This is a genomic window from Chroococcidiopsis sp., assembly GCF_051657925.1.
GTDB lineage: Bacteria > Cyanobacteriota > Cyanobacteriia > Cyanobacteriales > Chroococcidiopsidaceae > Chroococcidiopsis.
The window spans coordinates 1-20,871 of record NZ_JBOFLP010000367.1 but is presented as its reverse complement, the minus strand read 5'-3'; the positions used below and the strand labels follow the sequence as shown (position 1 = coordinate 20,871).

Genomic DNA, 20,871 nt, shown 5'->3' with positions numbered 1-20,871 from the left:
TCACCACCTTTCCCCACACCAGTTGATTCCACTATGCTGAAGACTCCACTGGCAAAACTTTCTTCTCCACTGACACGCACGCCATCTATGGAAATGTCACCAGCATCAATTATGATATTACCTGCGTCTCCTTGACCTAAAACACTTGCAGTAACGATACCACCATCAACTAGAGATAGAGAGTTACTCTTGAGATTGATATTGCCACCTCTACCTCTACTACCTTGCTCCACATTGCTGAAGATACCACTGCGGAAAACTCCGTCTGGAAACCTACCTACACCATCAATAGATACAGTACCTTGCGCATTAATGTCTATATCTCCTGCCACAGCGTCAGGCGTACCCAAATTTTGCCCAATTCCAGCTACAATTACGCCACCTCCTGCAAGATTCAGGTTACGGGAGTTGATAGCAATACTACCACTACCTCCAGCCCTGACATCAACTAATGCTGTATTGGTCAGCGATATATCTCCTAAAGCGAGGTCTGTAGGAAAGCTGAAGCGGAAACCACTGAGATCGGGGTTAATTCCTACAACTCCTGGTGCGGCGACTGCGCCTAGTTCTATTCGTCCACCCGCAGCAGTTAAATTTCCACCTTCCAAATTAACATTACTGCCAATTAAACCTAAAGTTTTTCCAGCACCGACCTGCAAACCAACGCCGCTAGCACGGTTGACAATATTCCCTGCACCTGTGCCAAACTGCAAACCCAAGGGAACGCTGACGGTGAGTAACGGCGCACCCGCACCAGGTGTAGCACTAAACTGCGTTCCATCAGCAAAGTTGATACTGTTAGCTGTCGTCGCAATAAACGAACCACCAACATCCAATCTGGCGTTCTGACCGAAAATAATCCCGTTGGGATTGAGCAAAAATAAATTAGCCGTACCGTTGGCTCTAATCAAACCATCAATATCAGATACAGAGCCACCCGTAACCCTACTAAGAATATTTTGAATATCTAGAGCATTGTTAAAAATAGCTGCTCCATTGGTAGGAACAGAAAACCGATCGAAACTGTGGAATAAATTCCCACCCTGCCTAGTTCCACCAGTAATTGTCTGCTCGCCGCCACTTACACCGCTGACAGCAGAACCGACAGTATTGTCTGGAACAACCTGAGCCAGCGCGGTACTCCCAAATGCAACAGCACTCCCGACGATCGCACCAAACAACCCTAGCCGCACGCACCAGCGCCCAGAAACCGGAGATATTTGCAAATACATCTCGTTTATATAATTATTTAAGTTAATTCCGATGGCAGATGCCAAATCATCAATAACTATAAAATAGTCTCCGTAACAAAATAAAGCCCTGAAATCTAGAGAAATTGCGATCGCGCTATTTCCCCACACAGCCAGTGCAAAAATGTGCTATTCATCACATTTCTCCATTACCTACACCAACTTCAGGAAAAATTCCAGACCATTTTGTAGTATTTACAATAAATGAACGAACCGAACTTTCAATTGGGGGAAAGCCGTATTATAAAAATACTTAAATCAATTTTTCCCTAATTGAAGTGCGATCGCGTCGTTTGCTACTCTCTGGCTTAGTTGAATTTCTATCCAGAAAAGCTAATCGGTATAAAAAATATCTGTCTACGGAGAACTGCAATGAAGATTAAACCGTGGCTGAAGTACGTAATCCCGATCTTGGCAATTGGTTGTTTTGCCCCTGTAGTCCCTGCAACGACGCAGGCTGCACCCGCTAAAGCAGTCCAAAACGCCCAGTCCGATTATGACAACTTCATGCGACAAGGCTATCTTGCCACTGCTCAAAGAGACTATGAAACAGCTCTAGTCAATTTTCGCAAAGCTCTCAACCTCCGGCAAGGAAACCCTTACGCTACTAAAGCAATTAACAACATCAGCAGCTATCTTTCACAGCGCGGCGAAGCTACAATTTCCTTCGTACCACCCGAGTGGGGCGCACCAGGAAACCGAGTTGGTGGTGCAACGCGGGGCTGTTTTAGTGGCAAACAAGCACTCACAGCTTTAGTCCCAAATACTAATACGGGAACGACGATCGCCGCCCAACCAACTTTATCGTTCTACGTGCCTGCAAATAAAGCCGAACAGCTAGAATTAGTCTTACTCAACGATAAACAAAAGATCCTGCACAAATCTATTGTTGCTTCGCCAAAAACTCCAGGGATTGTCAGCGTCAACATGGCTAAAATGCCAGGTGCGCCATCTCTAGAGACGGGGAAAAACTATCAATGGTATTTCTCCATGATCTGCGATCCAAAAGACCGTTCGGCAGACGTAGTTGTAGACGGCTGGATTCAACGAGTTGAAGCCGATCCGATTCTGCAAAGCGAAATTCAAAAAGCCAAACCGAGCGATCGCGTCTCTTTGTATGCTGCAAATGGCATTTGGTACGATACAGTAGCGGCAATGGTGGCAAGCCGTCAATCGACACCCAATAATTCAACCGTATCGCGAGAATGGTCGGATTTACTCAAATCTGTAGGACTGGGTGCAGTTGCTCAGGCTCCAATTGTATTGCTGAATTAAGATTCGTTCAACTCACTCGATCGAACAAAGCAATTATGCCCCTTGTCCCTAAAGCACCCCATGATTACGATAATTATGGATGTGCTTAGGGAATTCTTGCTAATGGTCAGGGAGCAGGGAGCAGGGAGCAGGGAGCAGGGAGCAGTAATCAGTGGTGTGTGGTGTGTGGTGCGTGGTACGTGGTGCGTGAAATAACTAACAGCAAACTACCAACTACCAACTACCAACTACCAACTACCAACTACCAATAACTAATGACCAATGACCAATGACAGTCATAACGCAAGATTATGATAACTCAATATAAATATGCGCTTATTATCCAAAGCTTCTCAATTGAGTCGCCTACGTAAAATTACAGAGGCAATACCACCCATATTAGTTGCTAGCGCAGCTGTCTGTGGCTTAGTGATTGGCGTGCGTCACTTAGGACGACTAGAAGGACTGGAGCTAAACTATTTCGATCGCTTCGTTCAACTGCACCCTGATGAAGGTTCCGATCCGCGTTTGCTGGTGGTTGCGGTCACGCAAGACGATATTCAAGCACTGGATCGCTGGCCCGCATCCGATCGCACTATAGACCAGCTTTTACAAAAACTCAAACAGTATCGCCCTCGCATCATCGGCTTAGATATTTATCGCGATTTACCTGTAGAACCTGGGAACGTCGAACTTACTACGCGCTTGCAGGTAAATGATAACATCGTTGCGGTGTGTAAAGTGGGAGATGATAAGGGTTTGGGAGTCTCACCACCAACAGTAGTTCCTAAAACTCGTTTGGGATTTAGCGATTTAGTCTTAGACCGAGATGGGGTAGTACGGCGGGGTTTGCTGTTCATGACCCCAGAAAAAACCTCTAAGTGTCCTGCTACGACCTCCTTTAGCTTGCAACTAGCGCTGAAATACCTCAGCCGACAAGGTGTTCGAGCGCAACTGACTCCAGACAAGAGTTTGAAGATCGGTACGGCAACTTTTCCCGCGATCGCCAATAATAGCAGTGGTTATCAAAATATTGATGCGAGAGGATATCAAGTCTTAATCAATTATCGCTCTCCTACTGCCGTCGCTCGCCAGGTATCGCTCAGTGACGTTCTTTCCGATTCGATTAACCCTAGCTGGGTGGAAGATAAAATCGTCCTCGTCGGCGTGACAGCTACGGAGATCAAAGATTATTTTTATACACCCTACGACCTCAGCCAGCAGCCGGAAACAAAAGGAAAAATGGCAGGCGTACTCGTCCACGCGCAGATTTTAAGCCAACTGCTGAGTACGACATTAGATGGGCGATCGCTATTTTGGTATTGGTCAGAAACGACAGAAATTCTCTGGATCTGGGCGTGGTCTATATTAGGTGGGGCGATCGCTTGGTACCTACGTCCCTCCTGGCTGTTGGGAGTCATTGGAGCAAGTGCTTTACTAGGATTGGGTAGTATTTGTTTCGTCTTATTTCTCCAAAAAGGCTGGATTCCCCTCGTCCCTCCAGCACTTAGTTTAGTGGGGACAAGCGGGGCGATCGTGGCTTATCAAGCCTACTTCAAAGCGAGTCCAAGTGGAGCAAAAAACAATAATTCTGCGCCAGAACGATCCTTTTCGTCACTCACCACAGCCGCAGGCACTCAATCAACTCGAACTATATTAAAAGAACGATACCAAATTGTGCGCAATATCGGTGCGGGTGGGTTCGGTCATACTTTTCTCGCCGAAGATACTCAACGTCCAGGTAAACCCTATTGCGTCGTCAAGCAGCTGATTCCATCCACGGATGAGAGATACATGCAACTGGCGCGGCGCTTGTTTCAATCTGAAGCAGAAGCCTTAGAAACGTTGGGAAGCTTCGATCGCATTCCTCAATTGCTAGCTTACTTTGAGCAAGATCGACAATTCTATTTAGTAGAAGAATTCATCCAAGGACATCCTTTGAGTGAAGAATTAGTTCCAGGTCGGCGTTTGTCTGAAACTGAAGTCGTAGCACTCTTAAAAGATGTTTTACTCGTCCTCGATTTTATTCATCACCGCAGCGTCATTCATCGAGATATTAAACCCAGCAACATTATTAGAAGACGATCGGATAACAGCTTAGTTTTAGTTGATTTCGGCTCCGTCAAACAATTGCAAACTCAAATCACGATGGCGCAGGAAAAATACACCGTGGCGATCGGTACGATGGGATATGCTGCACCAGAACAGTTTTTTGGTAAACCTGTCTTTAGCAGTGACATTTACGCCCTCGGTACAATTGGCATTCAGGCTGTAACCGGAATTCCCCCAACAGAATTAGAGGAAGATCCCACAACCCATGAAGTGATTTGGCGACACCATGTCCCTGCAATTAATGATACACTAGCGGCTATTTTAAACAAAATGGTGCGTTATTATCCCAGTAATAGATTTCAATCAGCAACCGCAGTCCTAAGAGCTTTGGAAAGCGTTTATATATATTAAAGTCAAAAATGAAAAGTTAAAAGTCAAAATATTGGCGATCGTGCAGTATGTATTTCATGCGATTCAGATCGTACGATCCCCCAACCCCCTTAAAAAGGGGGCATTGTTCTCTCAGATAATCCGATCCTCCCCCCCTTAAAAAAGGGCATTGTTCCCCCCTTTTTAAGGGGGGCTAGGGGGGATCTTCGTTTTTAAGGGGGGCTAGGGGGGATCTTCGTTAAACAATTTATCTATCCGAAAAACGCGATGTATCGACAACAGTTTTACTGCAATAGTAGTGTTTTGATATCTACGTCTAACGCTGCTGCTAGCTGTGCCAACTCATCTGCATAAGCGGGTGATACGTATGTTACCTCTGGCGTGGCACTCACTGCACCACCAACGATCGCATTTAGTTCTGTCTCTTCTAGTTCGCTCAAATAGTCGAACTTGTCTAATCGATTTAAAAACTCATTCTTTTCCGAAAGATCCATAACTCCTCCGGTTTATTCAATTAAGTATGTTTGAGTCTAGGATGAACCAACGTTATTTGTCAATAATTATAGCTAAATATACACAGTGCGATTTATTTCGTTTCCATCCAATTTTGTCCGGCGCGGACATCAACGAATAAGGGAACGCTAAAATCAACGTCTGTACGTTCTAATGCTGTTTCCATTGTCGTTTTAATTTGCGGTTGCAGTTCTTCCCATTCATTCGGAGGAATTTCAAATACTAATTCGTCGTGGACTTGTAATAGTAAACGTGCTTGATAGTTGTGTAATAATTCATGCAACCTTACCATAGCAATTTTGATAATGTCTGCACTCGATCCTTGAATTGGAGCATTAGCAGCTGCTCGTAACAATCCGGCATCGTAAGCTGATAGTCCTTTGATACTATCGAGATCGATCTCTTCTGGTTTTGCATTTAAGAGTTTTCGCAAGCGATCGCTGGTAAAATTAAAATAGCGCCTGCGTCCTAAAATCGTTTCTACAAATCCTTTGGCGATCGCATCTTTTTGAATCCCTTGTAAGTATGCAAATACTTTCGGATATGTTTGGTTAAATTTCTCAATAAATATCTTCCCATCTGCGGCTTTCATGCCTGTTTCTCGCGCAAATCTTTGCGCACCCATGCCGTAAATCACACCGAAATTAATAATCTTACCCAAACGGCGCTGTTCTGAAGTGACAGTCTCTTGTTCAAACAAAAGTTTTGCCGTGACTGTGTGGATATCTTCGTTATTTTGATAAGCCGAAACTAAAACAGGTTCCTGTGTCAAATGCGCTAAAATTCTCAATTCAATTTGAGAATAATCTGCTGCTACCATCAACCAACCTGATTCAGGTAGAAAAGCTTTGCGAATTTGCCGACTGAACGCAGTCCGAATCGGGATATTTTGTAAGTTGGGATTAGAAGAAGATAATCGTCCTGTAGATGTTGCGGTTTGATTAAAATCTGTATGGATTCGGTGAGTATCTGGACGCACCAAAGCTGGCAAAGCATCAACATAAGTAGATTTTAACTTTGCCAAAGTACGATATTCTAAAATTGCGTCTACAACTGGATGATCTCCTTGTAATTTTTCTAGTGTCGCCGCATCTGTCGAATAACCAGTTTGAATTTTACGCGACTTTCTTCGGTCTAATTTCAACTTATCGAATAAGAGTTCGCTGAGTTTTTTAGGCGAACCTAAATTAAACTTCTCACCAGCTACAGCATAGACCTTTTCTTCTAATCGAGCCAAATCTACTTCGAGTTGTTTAGAAAATTCATGCAGGTAATTACTATCAATTCTAATTCCCGTATATTCCATTTCTGCTAAAACTGGTTCTAAAGGTTGTTCTACCTCCAGTAACAGCTTGTGCATAATCGGAATTTTATCAAGTTCTGCCCGTAATTTCGCCACTAATTGATACGTGACATAAACATCCATGCCGCAGTAATCGGCAACGCTAGAAATATCAATGTCGGCAATAGTCTGACCTTTGGGAACTAATTCTGAATAACTAACAGTATCTAAATTTAAATAGCGATCGGCAAGTACGCCTAAATTGCGAGTCACATCTGAATCTGGATTCAAGACATAACTTGCTAACAATGGATCGAAAATAACTCCAGCTAGTTTAATTCCTTGACAGCGTAGGATTAAGCGATCGAACTTAGCATTTTGTAACGCTTTTGGATAGCGATCGCTCTCTAAAATTGGACGTAGTTTTTCTAAAACCGTTGCCTTATCTAAATTTTTACCATCTCGATGACCGACTGGGATATATGCCATGTCATCTAATGCATTTCCCCAACAGCAGCCAATTCCAACTAATTCTGCATCCCGTGGTTCTAAATCTGTCGTTTCCGTATCCCAAGCCACAGGATTAGTTGCATCAGTATATTTTTGCAACCTCTTAACTAATTCTGTCAATTTAGCCGCAGTATCGATAATTTGTGGTTGAATTGGTGACTGCGATTGTTGCTGCGCCATCTCCGTATCTTCTGCACTGAAAAACCAAAGTTCTTCGCTTTCGTATTCTGGTTCTTGAATGCGGGAGTCGGGAGTCGGTAGGGGCGGGTTTCCAAACCCGCCCGTACGGGAGTCGGGAGTATCTTCCGAACTTTCAAGGTTTGACTTTTGACTTTTGACTTTTGATTTTTCTTCTACTTCGCCACCAAATTGTTGCTGAAGTTGGTTGACTTTCCCTAAGAAAGTTCTAAATTCTAACTTTTCTAAAATGGGTTCGAGGATGGTGCGATCGAAACCTCTAAGTTTGCAGTTTTCTAACTCAACTTCTAGCGGAACATTTAAAACAATTTGTGCTAAATGACGGGAGTGATAAGCTGCTTCTTTACCTTCTTCTAACTTCTTTTTAGTAGCACCTTTGATTTGGTCAATTGAAGCGTAAATATTATCTAAATTGTCATAAGTACTGAGGAGTTGTACCGCAGTTTTTTCCCCGATTCCCCTCACGCCTGGAATATTATCAGATGGATCGCCACACAAAGCTTTAAAATCAACGACTTGTGATGGTAAAACACCCATTTTTTCTCGTACTTGTTCTACACTAAATTCAGCTGTACCAGTGTTGTTGCGCTGAATAAAAGCCGTACTGAGATATAAGACGCTAATTGCTTTTTCGGGATCGACAAGTTGAAATAAATCGCGATCGCCTGTCAAAATCTTTACCTGATATCCGGCTTCACTCGCTCGTAACGCTAGAGTCCCCAAAATATCATCCGCTTCAAACCCAGGTGCGGTCAAGACCTCAACAGCAAGTCCTGCGAGTAATTCGTGCAAATTCTTCAAATCGGGGACGAAATCTTCTGGTGTCCCTGGACGATCTGCTTTGTAGGTGTCGTCGGCTTCGTGGCGAAATGTCGGTAAACCTAAATCGAAGGCGATCGCCATTGCTTCCGGCTTCTGAGTAGCCATCACTTCCAGCAATGACTTCAAGAAACCAAAACAAACACTCGTTGGAATACCCGTTTTCGTCCGCAGTCCGCCATCTCGTCCCTTGGCAAAGGCAAAATAAGAACGGAAAGCTAAAGAATGCCCGTCTACTAGGATAAATGTAGGGTGCTGTGGTGGGGTACTGTTAGTAGGGGTAGAATCGGATGCAGCTTGAGTCATAAGCCTATTCTAGCGATGTTAGATTGTAGGGGCGGGTTTATCGAGATGATTTATCCTATAATGTAGAGATTTTTGAAAAACCCGCCCTGACGATTGGTATCAGCGTCAGATTGTAGGGGCGGGTTTATCGAGATGATTTATCCTAAATGTAGAAATTTTTGAAAAACCTGCCCTGACGATAATATTGTTGTTCAAACACATCCAATATAATTAGCAATAATTTCCGGTTGTTCTATTTGAGGAACGTGACCGCAATTTTTTAACCAAATCAGTTGAGAATGCGCGATCGCTTTTTTAAATTTCATCGCATCAGCCACACCTAACGTCTCGTCTCTATCTCCCCACAAAATTGTAGTTGGTTTATCGATTTTGGCAATTTTATTTGCAAGTTCTCCATAACCGCCGCTTTTCGTAAAACTGATCGTGGCTTCCGACCATCCAGGCATTTCTGTATGTAATAAAGCACAACGGATTGCATCGATTTCAAATGAGGTCAATTTTCCTAAACTAATACCCAAATTCAATGCTTGTAATTTCCGCTGTCGCCAAAATTCTACAGCTAAATAATCGAGCGGAAAAAACAAAAACTGACCCAAGGGAAAATCGCCGCTAAAACCCACACTATTAATTAATACCAAGTGTTTTATAGCTTGGGGATAAGTGAGGGTAAAATCGATCGCCGTCGCCCCACCCATCGAAGCACCTACTAAGATAACTGGTTTGTCAATCAGTATTTTCCAAAAGTAATAAAGATGAGTTTTAATCGTTTCTGGATCGTAGTTGATTCCCCGTGGGCGATCGCTAAAACCAAAGCCTAACAGATCGACTGCCCAAGTTTCATGTTGTGCTGCTAAAAGTGGAATGAGACGGCGAAACTCCAATACCGAACTATCAAAACCATGCAGCAACAGGATCGGCGTGTTACCCTCACCTTGACGGACAAAACTCGTCGCGATCGCCTGAGAATATATAGGAGTAGCGATCGCGCTTCGTTCGATCCTTCTCGCCAAAGCAATTGATTCAGGCTGCTGAAGTAGCTTTACTTGGGATGGCAGAAACGCAGGAAACATTTCAGTTATCAGTTGTCAGTTATCAGTGAAGAGTGGTAATTGGTAATTAGTAATCGGTAATTAGTAATCACGCGATGTGCAACTTTCTATATGTTCCCCCCTTGAAAAGGGGGGCTAGGGGGGATCTTGTCGTGAATGGCGTAGTCTTCCGATCCCCCAACCCCCTTAAAAAGGGGGCTATTTAATGAAGTCGCACACAGGGTTAATCAGTAATCGGAAGTAAGAATTAATCGGTCACTGGTCGCTGGTCACTGGTCACTGGTCACTGGTCACTGGTCACTGTCTCTATCCTCCATGAGTCACCTGCGGGGCGCGTCCGTATAGTTCGGTATATAACTTCAGGCGATCGCTTAATTCTTGGGTCAGTACATCAGGTTGATAGCGCCAAGCCCAGTTACCTTCAGCTTGACTGGGGACGTTCATTCTTGCTTCGCTTCCCAAGCCTAAAATATCCTGTAAGGGAATGATGGCTTGATTTGCCGTAGTACTAAAGGCTAGCCGAATTAAGTCCCAATGAATGCCGTCAGGACTAATACAACCCATGTAAAGTAAAAGTCTCTGTTTTTCGTAGTCGGATGCGGTGTTAAACCAACCTACGCTCGTATCGTTATCGTGGGTTCCGGTGTAGACTACGCAGTTGCGGGGGTAATTGAAAGGCAAGTAAGGATTGGCAGCATCGGAACCAAAGGCAAATTGTAAAATTTTCATGCCTGGAAATTCAAACCGATCGCGCAGTGCTTCTACTTCTGGGGTAATAATTCCCAAGTCTTCAGCTAATACGGGTAACTTACCCAATTGCTGGGCGATCGCTTCAAATAATTCTACTCCTGGCGCTTCAATCCAAGTCCCGTTAATTGCAGTAGTTTCGCCTTCTTTAACTGCCCAGTACGACTCAAAACCTCTAAAGTGGTCGATGCGGATGATATCGACGTAATCCAACATTGCCTCGAATCGCTGCACCCACCATTTGAAGTTCTGTTGCTGTAACGCCTCCCAGTTATAGACGGGGTTGCCCCACAATTGTCCCGTGGCACTGAAATAATCAGGCGGAACTCCCGCCATCAAAGCCGCTGCACCCGTTTCCTCATCCAGACAGAAGATTTCGGGGTTTGCCCAGACATCAGCACTGTCATGCGCTACATAGATGGGGATATCGCCAATAATTTGAATGCCGTGCATGTTGGCATAGCGCTTCAGTTTTGACCACTGCTGGAAGAATTCAAACTGGATGAATTTTTGATAAAAAATTTCGCCATCTAACTGCTGTCGCCATTTTTCCATTGCTTCCGGCTGACGACGGGCGATTTCTGGTTCCCAATCGTACCAACTCTTACCCTCTAAGGCATCTTTGAGCGCCATAAATAGGGCGTAGTCATCTAGCCAATAGCCTTTGGCTCTACAAAAGCCAGCAAATTCTTGCTGCTGTAACTCTGAGGCGTTATTGCGAAAATTCTCGCAGGCTTTACGCAATAAAGGAATTTTAATTTCAATCGCGCGATCGTATTCTACGCGATCGCTCTCGAACTCAGGTAAATTGACAAAATCTTCTTGACTCAGCAACCCATTTTCTTGCAATTGTTCTGGACTAATTAACAATGGGTTTCCTGCCATTGCCGAATAGCACATATAGGGAGAATTACCGTAGCCCGTAGGTCCCAAAGGTAAGACCTGCCAGAGTTGCTGGTAACTGTTGCTTAAAAAATCTATCAAACGGTAGGCAGCTAAACCGAGGTCGCCAATACCAAAGCGACCGGGTAGGGAAGTCGGATGCAGCAAAATTCCAGCAGCTCTGGGAAAAGTCGGCATAAATTATCGAGTGGTAACAGCAGGCAACAGCCAAAAATCTACCACGCCGTAGCGAGGTTTTATCCCTATCTCTGGTTAAGATTTACAGTTATCAGTTATTAGTTATCAGGGTGTGGGGTGTGGGGTGTGGGGTGTGGGGTGTGGGAAGTGTGGGAAGTGTGGGGTGTGGCTAGTGACTGGCTAGTGGCTGGAATTGCTCGCTCCCGATCGCTCCCTCAGCTCTCTTCCTCTGCTCCCTACTCCCTACTCCCTACTCCCTCGTTAAAGCACTTGCGCCCGTAGCAAGGCTGTTGGTAGGGAACAGAGCTTTTGCAAATTAGGAACATACGCCCTTTGCCGAAACACGTCGTATTGGTTGCGTTCGATTCGATCCAAAATTTGACTGTAAAGTATCAAGGCTGACCATACAGGCAAACGGGCGCTAGGAGCTAGATAGCTGATTCCCTTTTCTGCCTTAGCATAAATCTCGCGTGTCCTACGGATTTGAAAGCGCACGAGTTCTCGCCAGCGATCGTCAACCACTCCGTTAAATAAATCTTGCTCGGTGTAGTTAAATTTGGCTAAATCTTCTAGGGGAATGTAAATTCTGCCTCGTCTTGCATCTTCCCCGACATCTCGCAGAATATTAGTCAGTTGACTAGCAATCCCCAAGGCGATCGCTTCATCTGTGGGAATATACGGTTCTTTGTCCTGATTCCAAGCTGCCGTGTCTCTTGTGGTATCTACGCCCATGACTGCCGTAGACATCAAACCCACCGTTCCAGCAACGCGATAACAGTATAGATGCAACTCTTCAAAAGTTTTATAGCGGCTCCAGCACAGATCCATGCGCTGTCCGGCAATCATATCTCGAAACGGCTGAATCTCTAGTGGGAAGTTCTGCAAAGCATCAACCAATGCCACATCATAGTCTTCCAAGGGATGACCCGCAAACACCGATTCTAGATGCTGCTCCCACCGATCTAAAGTTTCTAGGGTGGTAATGGCAGCAGCCGGACCATCAACTAATTCATCAGTGCGGCGACACCAGGCATAAATTGCCCACATAGCTCGTCGGCGCTTTGCCTCTTTCATCAGTAGCGTGCCAGGATAGAATGTCTTGGCATACTTTGCCGTGATTTGGCGACACAGTTCGTAGGAATCCTCCACAGAGGCGAGCTTTTTCATGCACGAGGGGGAATCAGGCAGTTGCAGCATTTGTTGCAGGCTGAGTATTGAGCGTGGGCGTACTGGTTTGGGAATTCACTTCGCTAGCAGCTCTAGCAATTGCCTGCGCTGTCAGCTTACCAGAAAGTACAGCACCTTCCATACTACCTAGATAAGGTTGCATGGTGTAACTACCAGATAAGTAAAAATTGATAATCGGCGATGCCTGACTGGGACGATATTGTTGTCGTCCTGGTGTTGCTGTATACACGGAGCGGGGTGTTTTTACGACATGGTATTTTCGCAACCCAGCAGGATTATCGCCGCCAAAGTGTTGCGGAAACAGTTTTTCTAGCTCTGTTAAAGTTACCTGTAAAATTTCTTCGTCGGATTTGTTAATCCAATCTTGAGCCGGAGCCAAGACTAATTCCAGCATCGAACGGTCGGGATCGGCATATTCGCGACAAGTATTGCTCATGTCGGCATATACGCTTAACAGTGGCGATCGCGAAAATAATAACTGGTCTATGTCTGTCAATTTGCGATCGAACCACAACTGGATGTTAATCACGGGTACGCCTTCTAACCCGTTTAACTGCTGGAAATACTCTAATTGTTTCCAAGGAGTTGGAAGCAATTTTTTCAGCACGTCTACGGATGTGGCATTGACGTATAAATCTGCCGTTTCCACGTAGTCTGCTGCCCCGTTCAAGCCTCTAATGGCAAATCCCTTTACCGTGCCATCGGGGTTCAGTAATATTTCCTTGAGAGGCGCATTCAACCGCACTTCGCCACCGCGTTTAGTAATATAATCTACCATCGGTTGACACAGGCGCTCTGGAGGAGAACCATCCAAAAACGCCATTTTTGAGCCATCTTTTTGCTGCAAAAAGCGGCTGAGAGCCGTCAGAAGCACGGTAGCTGAGATTTCGTCAGGATTGATGAAATTGAGTGACTTAGAAGCAGCAATAAAGATGTCTTGCTGCACGTCTTCGCTCACACCTTGAAGCTTCAACCACTCAGAGAAGGTATACTTGTCGGTTTGCTCGACATACTTTTGTCCCCGCAGCATTGCTGGGACTAGTCCCTTAGCCAGTTGAATTTTTTCCCCCCAGGTTAGCATGTCGTTATTCCGCAAAATTGCGGCGATTCCATTGAAGGGAGCTGGCAAGTTAGGAAAATCAAAGCGACTGTAAGTCCCTGGCTTTTCCGGCTGATTGAAGATCATCGTGTGTTTTTTCCACTGCAAGCGATCTTCAATCCCTAATTCTTTCAACAGCTGCAACATGTTGGGATATGCCCCAAAAAAGACGTGCAGCCCCGTTTCATACCAGTCGCCATCTGCGTCTTGCCATGCTGCGACTAATCCACCTAGTACATCTCTGCTTTCTAGGACGATGGGGGTATAACCCACATCAGTCAGATATTTAGCGCAGGAAAGCCCTGCGAGTCCTGCCCCAGCGATCGCTACTCGCATCAACTGTTATTGCCCTTACGTTCAGCATTTACTCGGTCTCATTATACTTTGCATTCCGTTACATTTGGTAGGTTTTTTTGAGGAGTGCGGAGTGAGGAGTGCGGAGTGAGGAGTGCGGAGTGCGGGAATTTGGGATTTTTAGATTTTGGATTGTTAATGGGTAATTGGTGGTTGCTCCCTCAGCTCCCTCAGCCCCCTCAGCTCTCTTATTCGCTCGCTCCTCGCTCCGGACTTCGTCCCGCTTCGCTAACACTCCTCGCTCCTAAATAGCGGGAATCTTAAATTTTAATGAGATGTAACGCTTGAATTCAAAATGATTTTGTAGTCGAGCTAGCATTGCTTTCGAGCTAGTATTTGGTTGTAACTCAATCGATAGATGACTGCTAGACTGAATGGGATAATATTGAAGGTATCTGAACGACTGAAAGCCGCAATTTTTTTCAAGCTACATTCACAAAATTTAACTATGGAAGCCCAAATGCAGCAAATCGAAAATTCAAATCCCACTTCCCCAGAGGAATCAACTGCATTAAGCACTGTGTCATCAGAATCTCAGTTTTCACCTACTACCCAATCTATTAAAAAAGGCGAGTGGATCGTATCCCAAGTCTTGACATTTTTATCCAACATGTTTGGGATCTTAAAAGATTTCTTTAATAGATACAGACAGGCAATTATTAGCATTCTGATCATTGTAGGTGCAATTGTCTCTCTTCGCGTTGTACTGGCTGTTATGGATGCGTTGAATGATGTTCCTCTGTTGGAGCCGACTTTTCAGCTGATTGGGATTGGCTACTCAGCCTGGTTTGTCAGTCGCTACTTGCTCAAACCTTCCACGCGGCAAGAATTAGCGCAAAAATGGCAAGGGTTTTTGGGTGAACTAGAGAAATAGCGCGATAACTTCGTTCAGCTTCGCTAACGCCTTTAGATCTAGGGCAATTGAGTTGTCTTTAATTACATCAGCCTTAACAATCACCGAATTCACTCGATTCAAGCCTGCAAGCACAGTATTTTGTTTGCAGGCTTTAGACTTTTGTAGCAGTTAAGACAGACTCTTTTGAAACAATGGTGGAAACATACCTCTTATTTCTTACCCATACTTCAGCAACAAAATCAATTTAGCTTTGTTTCCGAAATCGCTACTCCTTGGCTTGAAGTCTTCAATAGCAATTTATTAAGCTTAATTGAGTCATAAAATATACTCAATATCGGGCGGTCGTTTTTTTCAGGATGCATTAGCAAACCCTTTTGTTGAATGAATTGTATGAAGCGATCGCTTTTCAGGCCGTGTCACCGTAGCACGAAATAATACACAGATTATCTTCCGAACGTAGTTTTGCAGGCAAAAAAAGTTGGAGGTGCTTCATGAAAGTTTGGAATCCGCGATCGCTACTGTCCAAAACCGCTAACAATGGTACGACACCATCGATTTTAGAAGATGCAGTTGAGTTTGCCGAAAATCCAGAACCCCGTTGTCCGTGCATTTTGCTGCTCGATACTTCTGGTTCTATGAAAGGGGAACCACTGGATGCTTTGAATGAAGGCTTACGAACTTTTCAACAAGAACTCGATCGCGATAGCTTAGCAAAAAAGCGAGTCGAAGTGGCGATCGTCACGTTTAATAGCGATGTTGAAATTGTCCAAGATTTTGTCACGGCTGACGATTTTCAACCACCCGTGCTGAAAGCGAAAGGCTTAACACACATGGGCGAAGCAATTTTACGGGGATTGGATATGCTTCAGATTCGTAAAGCGTTGTACCGCGAACATGGAGTTTCCTACTACCGTCCGTGGCTATTTTTGATCACCGATGGCGAACCTCAAGGAGAAGCCGAGGAATTGATCGAGCAAGCCACTCAAAGGATTAGAGATGATGAAGCAAACAAGCACGTAGCCTTCTTTGCTGTTGGTGTAGAAGCAGCCGATCTGAGTCGCCTCAGTCAAATTTCCGTGCGCGATCCCCTCAAACTCAAAGGGCTAAACTTTAAAGAGTTGTTTGTTTGGCTCTCGGCAAGTATGCAACAAGTTTCTCAGTCAGCTCAGATGGACGAACAATTACCTTTACCTCCAGTGACTTGGACTGGAGCATAGTGTTCCTAAGAGCTTACCGTATTGAGTAGAGGCATGTTTTCGTGCCTCTACTCATAATATTGCCTGTAAACGTTGCAGTAGGTGCGCTGCTGGCAGTAAATCTTCTATCCTCTCTTCTTCAATTCTTCCTATTAACTGCCCGTTTTTAAAAATTAATAGCGTAGGCAATGCATGAACTTGATATCGATCGGACAAAGCTGAATTTTGTTCGCTGTCAATTCTGACAATTTGTGGCTTTTGCGGCAAATGAGAGATTGCATCTGCTAAAACAGCATCTAGCAATCGAGAGGGACCACAGCCAGGAGCAGAAAATACAGCTAAAACTGGTGATTCTGAGCTAGAAATCAGCTCTTCTAATTTTATTTGTTGTTCGAGTATCATAAATAGCTTCTGCTCCGCATTTCTAGCTAACAATTGGTGGCGTAAAATACCAACTCGCGATCGCCGATCGCAAAACGTAACATTATTTTGCTCCGTCTACATGATAGCGATCGTCTCTAATAAATCATCACTCAAAAGATAGATTCGATCTCTCAATGAGATGCTAATCGAGACAAATCTATAAAATCTTTCCTGATTGAGAAAATACTTCTTTTACACTACTCACTACCAAACTACACCCTACACCCTGTGAGCTACTCACGACTCACAACTCGCTAATTTAAGCATTATTCAAAGCATTTTTAAGTAAAACAGTAATCCCGTTAGCAATATACTGTACGGCTAAAGCTGCTAGTAAGACTCCCAAAACCCGCGTGACGACATTCACTCCCGTTTGTCCCAAAATTCGTGCTAAATGGGGCGACAGACAGAGAAAAATATAGGCAGTTAACAGTACAACTGCGGCGATCGCTAATACAATCATTACACCGAGAGTATAGGTGCTAGCCTCATTCACCAAAATCAGTACGCTAGCCAAAGTACCAGGTCCAGCAATCAGCGGAATCGCTAGGGGAAAAACACTGATATCTTGTCTGAGCTGTGCCTCTTTTTCTTCTGCTTCTGTTTCGCGTTCCCGTTGAGCAAATACCATGTCTACGGCAATTTTAAATAGTAATACCCCGGCTGCAACCTGAAAAGCTTCAATACTGATGTGTAAGTAACTTAGTAATAGAGAACCTACTAAAGCAAAAGCTACTACAATTCCGCCAGCGACTAAAACTGCTTTTCGGGCGATCTTAATTTGCTCGTGAGAAGAACGATTTCCGGCTAAAGTGACGAAAATAGGCGCTAAGCCGATGGGGTCGATCACGACAAATAAAGTTAAAAATGTTCTAATAATGAGGGAAGACACGGTTGATTTAGGATAAAAATCGTTATTTTTTATTCTCTCTTATGAGGACTTTTCTCCCATTTAACAAATCCAAAAAATGCGATCGCCCTCACACAGAAATTAAGAAAATCTATTGCCCTACGCTCATAGAATAATCGTAGCTACCCCACTCTTGCCTAGTTTGACTCGCCGAGCGTTACTACACAGATAATTTTATTGTGCTAACGTAATAAGTCGCTTTCCTTTGCATTTTCATGGTTCGCTCTCTCATCCATGCCGATATCTGCTAACATCCAAAGCATCTATACAGATGGAGCCTGTACGGGCAATCCTGGTCCCGGTGGCTGGGCTGCTGTTGTCTATTTTACTGATGGTTCGCTGCACGAAATCGGTGGTAGTGCCGCTCAAACGACTAACAACCGGATGGAAATGCAAGCCGCGATCGCAGCCCTTCAACTCATTGCAGAATCCAGCCATCCATCCGCCGTTACCATCCATACAGACAGCGAATACTTAATCAATGGTGTCACCAAGTGGGTCAAAGGATGGAAAAAGAAAGGCTGGAAAACTGCCCAAGGCAAACCCGTCCTCAACCAAGACCTGTGGGAAACGCTAGATCGACTCAATCATCCGTCTATAGAGTGGCGACACGTTCGCGGTCATGCTGGTATTATCGGCAACGAGCGCTGTGACGCGATCGCCCGTGCTTTCGCTAGTGGGAAACCACCTCATTTGCAGCAGCAATCCGCCTCCAACTCCAAAGCTACCGGCGCTCCAAATTTTCTCGCCCCTGTATCAGAAGTAGCTGATTTTGCCAGCAACGATCTGATAATTGACAAGTCAAATACAAATAGCCACCTTGCCTCAAACACTTCTATGATCGATTCGTCTACTCCTTCCTCTATCAGCAACGAAGAATTACCCCGCGAAGTCAGGGTGGCTCAACTCCGCAATCTATTAGAAACACTGCGGAGCGCCGATGAAATTGCCACTAAGGGCTATCTGATTACCAGTTCCGAACTAGCAGATTTGATGGATGTCCACGCTAGCGCCGTCACCAGCCGAGGTGAAGAATGGCGTTGGCGCAACTGGATTGTCTCTCGCGTACGACGAGAAGGCAACCAAATTCTTTGGGAATTAGAACGCGCCGATGCAATTAATCCTGATGATAACTCCGACCACGCCACTGAGTAGGAGTGCGAAACGCCGAGAGGAAAATTCTCAACACCGCTAGCGGATCGGCTAAGGGAGACAGCCAAAATAACCAACCTCCCTTAGCTTGGCTGCGATCGTAGGAAGGGGCGATCGCAAATAAGAGGGCGAAGCGGATCGCCAGTAGGGAAGCATTTAATCCCAAACTTGCCAACACGGGAATCGAGATTTGTAGGGGCAGGTTGACCAGAGATCCTTCTGGACGAACAAACAATTCCGTTAAACCTGCCCATACAGGATTTGGAAATAAGAGACAAGCAAAGAGAATTAATAAGGGCAGGGCTTGCACTGAAAACAGCAGCCACAGATCGCACCAGAGTTGAGCGGCGGGGGAAGCATCTTTAAGATCGAGCGATCGCCCCCACTCTTGCCAAGTTTCCCTGGCTCCCTCATACATGCGGACTTTGAATACCTTAGCTCCATCGAGAAACCCTACCTTGAAGCCGCTAGCAGCAATATTTCTGGCTAAGGTGACATCATCACAAAAAGAATTTCTCGCACTCGTATAGCCGCCTACAGTTGCCAGCACAGAACGACGGCATAAAAAACATTGCCCGTTCGCCATCACTCGTTCTGCTACCTGAGCATCCACACCAGCAGAATCGAAGCGATATAGCAGCGTCATTAACAATGCTGGTTGCAACCAACTTTCCCCAGGATATTTGAGAATAAATTGGGGCGAGAGTGACACCAGATCGTAACCCTCAGTTTCCGCTGTTTGGACTAAACTCGCAACTAAACCTGGTTGCGGCTGAGTATCTGCATCTACGCCCAAAAACCACTTGCTCTGTTCTGAAGTCTGCAAAAAACCGTTGTGTAACGCCCAAGGTCTGCCCACCCAGCTAGGAGGGAGGGGGTCATCGGTCATGAGCTGAAATCGAGGGTCTTGCTGTTGGGCGGCTTTGACTAATTCCCGCGTCCCATCCTGAGAGTTACTATCGACGATCGCAATTTCTCGGACTTCGTAACTTTGCCGACTCAATCCTACCAAACAGGGATCGATCCGTTCCGCTTCATTCAGCGTCGGCACGACTACACTAACGCTACCTAGCATATCTGGGGTAGGAGTGCGGGGGATCAGGGGAGGATGGCGACTGGGACCTTTCAGCAGGCGTGATAGTAAAATTGCCGCTGCTGGCACTTGCAGCAGCAACAAACCTAGAAATATTCCGTTGATTAAGTTCGACCAGTCAGCCACAGGATAAATTGCTCTCCAGATTGTCCAGCGAATAGCTATTCACGATAAATATTTAGCTAGTAGCCAGTTGTTTCTACTTCAGTGCCACTTCTACAGGAGCGACACTCATACCGTGGGTCTCTTCCATTGCAGGTTTTGTCACATTTGGTTGTGCCATCCACCACAGTAGTAGGGCGGGTATGACTCCAAAAATGATGCTTAAGGACACAGGTAGCCAGTATCCCGCCGCTAAGCTAATTCCTGCTGCGAAGGCAACATTACTAAGGTATACCACCAAAGGAATGTTCAATTGCGATCGCTTGAGTTGCAGCGACACTTTGCCCCACAGAAAGGCAGCAATTGCCATAAATAGGGCGCTCGTACCGAACCAACCAGCATAATTTTGATATGGCGTGCCAAAGAAAGCCCCTGGTTGATGCCAATACCAGAAAGGGAAGCTCGTCTGACTCATGGCTGGTTCGAGGGCAAAATCCCATGAGGTAAATAGCATCGCGCCTAACAGCACAGCTCCCACATGACGCAGCCACATCGGTTTTACTGTTTGTAGGGCTACCCGCGCGATCAGGTAAGCCGAAAGCCCCATATAGAACCAGGATAAAGGAATGGTAAATGGCACTAACCCAGCAATTTTATAACCCAAGCCACTCAAGTAGCTGTAGTCTCCAAAGGGAAAGCCCGTACCCGTTCCTAGTAATTCGCTGCTTAAAGAGATACACACTGCTGGCAGCATAAACGTTAACCAAAGTTTCATTCCTAGCGTTCGATAGGCATAAATGGAGACGGCAATTAATCCAAACAGGATATCGATCACTCCACCCCCTGCCATCGATCGCTCTACGCTCCACTGGAAAACGTTTTGTCCTGAAGCGGCGATCGCGCTTAAAATTGCTTCAGCATGAGGCACGACTAGCAATAATCCTGCTAGTCCAAAGGCTTTTGATGCAATATGACCAATTAAGCAGATGCGTTCAGCTCTAACAAGTTGGTTCATGAGAATTCCTTAATTCAACGGGACGCTGGGAGA

17 protein-coding genes are annotated in these 20,871 nt (G+C 45.2%); 5 read left to right on the top strand and 12 right to left on the bottom strand.

All coding sequences use genetic code 11. From position 1 onward, the window contains the following. On the bottom strand, nt 1-1,232 hold a 1,232-nt coding region (locus ACRC32_RS29535; RefSeq protein ID WP_438557324.1), incomplete at its 3' end, for a filamentous hemagglutinin N-terminal domain-containing protein. Nucleotides 1,233-1,622: 390 nt separating this feature from the next. Between ACRC32_RS29535 and ACRC32_RS29530 the strand changes: the two genes are divergently transcribed. After that, complete coding sequence (locus ACRC32_RS29530; protein ID WP_438557323.1) at nt 1,623-2,525, top strand: DUF928 domain-containing protein; 903 nt, start codon at nt 1,623-1,625, stop codon at nt 2,523-2,525. Between the two features lie 309 nt (nt 2,526-2,834). Beyond that, a complete protein-coding gene (locus tag ACRC32_RS29525) occupies nt 2,835-4,967 on the top strand; it encodes a CHASE2 domain-containing protein (RefSeq protein ID WP_438557322.1) in 2,133 nt (710 codons plus the stop codon). 263 nt (nt 4,968-5,230) lie between these two features. Here the strand turns inward: ACRC32_RS29525 and ACRC32_RS29520 are convergent, their stop codons facing one another. The 7 genes from ACRC32_RS29520 to ACRC32_RS29490 all read right to left on the bottom strand — a co-directional run bounded on the left by ACRC32_RS29520 (nt 5,231) and on the right by ACRC32_RS29490 (nt 14,326). Further along, on the bottom strand, nt 5,231-5,440 hold the full coding sequence (locus ACRC32_RS29520) for a hypothetical protein (RefSeq protein ID WP_438557321.1): 210 nt from the start codon (nt 5,438-5,440) through the stop codon (nt 5,231-5,233). Between the two features lie 92 nt (nt 5,441-5,532). Further along, nucleotides 5,533-8,574 carry a DNA polymerase I gene (gene polA / locus ACRC32_RS29515; protein ID WP_438557320.1) on the bottom strand — a complete coding sequence of 1,014 codons (3,042 nt, stop codon included), beginning with the start codon at nt 8,572-8,574 and terminating at the stop codon, nt 5,533-5,535. Between the two features lie 191 nt (nt 8,575-8,765). Continuing rightward, nucleotides 8,766-9,644, bottom strand: coding sequence for an alpha/beta fold hydrolase (locus ACRC32_RS29510; protein WP_438557319.1), 879 nt, complete (start codon nt 9,642-9,644; stop codon nt 8,766-8,768). Between the two features lie 285 nt (nt 9,645-9,929). Beyond that, on the bottom strand, nt 9,930-11,450 hold the full coding sequence (gene malQ / locus ACRC32_RS29505) for a 4-alpha-glucanotransferase (protein ID WP_438557318.1): 1,521 nt from the start codon (nt 11,448-11,450) through the stop codon (nt 9,930-9,932). 261 nt (nt 11,451-11,711) lie between these two features. Continuing rightward, the gene (crtB, locus tag ACRC32_RS29500; protein ID WP_438557317.1) at nt 11,712-12,647 is read right to left on the bottom strand and encodes a 15-cis-phytoene synthase CrtB; all 936 of its coding nucleotides are present in this window, start codon (nt 12,645-12,647) and stop codon (nt 11,712-11,714) included. After that, nucleotides 12,631-14,073 carry a 15-cis-phytoene desaturase gene (pds, locus tag ACRC32_RS29495; protein WP_438557316.1) on the bottom strand — a complete coding sequence of 481 codons (1,443 nt, stop codon included), beginning with the start codon at nt 14,071-14,073 and terminating at the stop codon, nt 12,631-12,633. Before pds ends, crtB begins: the two co-directional genes overlap by 17 nt. A gap of 58 nt (nt 14,074-14,131) precedes the next feature. Continuing rightward, nucleotides 14,132-14,326 carry a hypothetical protein gene (locus ACRC32_RS29490; protein WP_438557315.1) on the bottom strand — a complete coding sequence of 65 codons (195 nt, stop codon included), beginning with the start codon at nt 14,324-14,326 and terminating at the stop codon, nt 14,132-14,134. A 213-nt stretch (nt 14,327-14,539) separates the two neighbouring features. Between ACRC32_RS29490 and ACRC32_RS29485 the strand changes: the two genes are divergently transcribed. Both ACRC32_RS29485 and ACRC32_RS29480 read left to right on the top strand, forming a co-directional pair. Further along, nucleotides 14,540-14,965: a CAAD domain-containing protein gene (locus ACRC32_RS29485; protein WP_039715111.1), complete on the top strand. Its 426-nt coding sequence runs from the start codon at nt 14,540-14,542 to the stop codon at nt 14,963-14,965. Between the two features lie 473 nt (nt 14,966-15,438). Further along, nucleotides 15,439-16,164, top strand: a complete 726-nt coding sequence (locus ACRC32_RS29480) for a vWA domain-containing protein (protein ID WP_438557314.1) — start codon at nt 15,439-15,441, stop codon at nt 16,162-16,164. 51 nt (nt 16,165-16,215) lie between these two features. Here the strand turns inward: ACRC32_RS29480 and ACRC32_RS29475 are convergent, their stop codons facing one another. Further along, on the bottom strand, nt 16,216-16,578 hold the full coding sequence (locus ACRC32_RS29475; RefSeq protein ID WP_438557313.1) for a thioredoxin family protein: 363 nt from the start codon (nt 16,576-16,578) through the stop codon (nt 16,216-16,218). A 247-nt stretch (nt 16,579-16,825) separates the two neighbouring features. Beyond that, nucleotides 16,826-17,458, bottom strand: a complete 633-nt coding sequence (locus ACRC32_RS29470; protein WP_438557312.1) for a MarC family protein — start codon at nt 17,456-17,458, stop codon at nt 16,826-16,828. A gap of 252 nt (nt 17,459-17,710) precedes the next feature. On the opposite strand from ACRC32_RS29470, the gene rnhA reads away from it, so the two are divergent. Then, nucleotides 17,711-18,631 carry a ribonuclease HI gene (gene rnhA, locus ACRC32_RS29465; protein ID WP_438557311.1) on the top strand — a complete coding sequence of 307 codons (921 nt, stop codon included), beginning with the start codon at nt 17,711-17,713 and terminating at the stop codon, nt 18,629-18,631. Here the strand turns inward: rnhA and cruG are convergent. Beyond that, nucleotides 18,594-19,847 (bottom strand): 2'-O-glycosyltransferase CruG, encoded by a 1,254-nt coding sequence (cruG, locus tag ACRC32_RS29460; RefSeq protein ID WP_438557310.1) that lies wholly within the window; start codon nt 19,845-19,847, stop codon nt 18,594-18,596. The two genes, rnhA and cruG, sit on opposite strands and share 38 nt — an antisense overlap. A gap of 73 nt (nt 19,848-19,920) precedes the next feature. Then, on the bottom strand, nt 19,921-20,838 hold the full coding sequence (gene cruF, locus ACRC32_RS29455) for a gamma-carotene 1'-hydroxylase CruF (protein ID WP_438557309.1): 918 nt from the start codon (nt 20,836-20,838) through the stop codon (nt 19,921-19,923). Nucleotides 20,839-20,871: the final 33 nt, after the last annotated feature.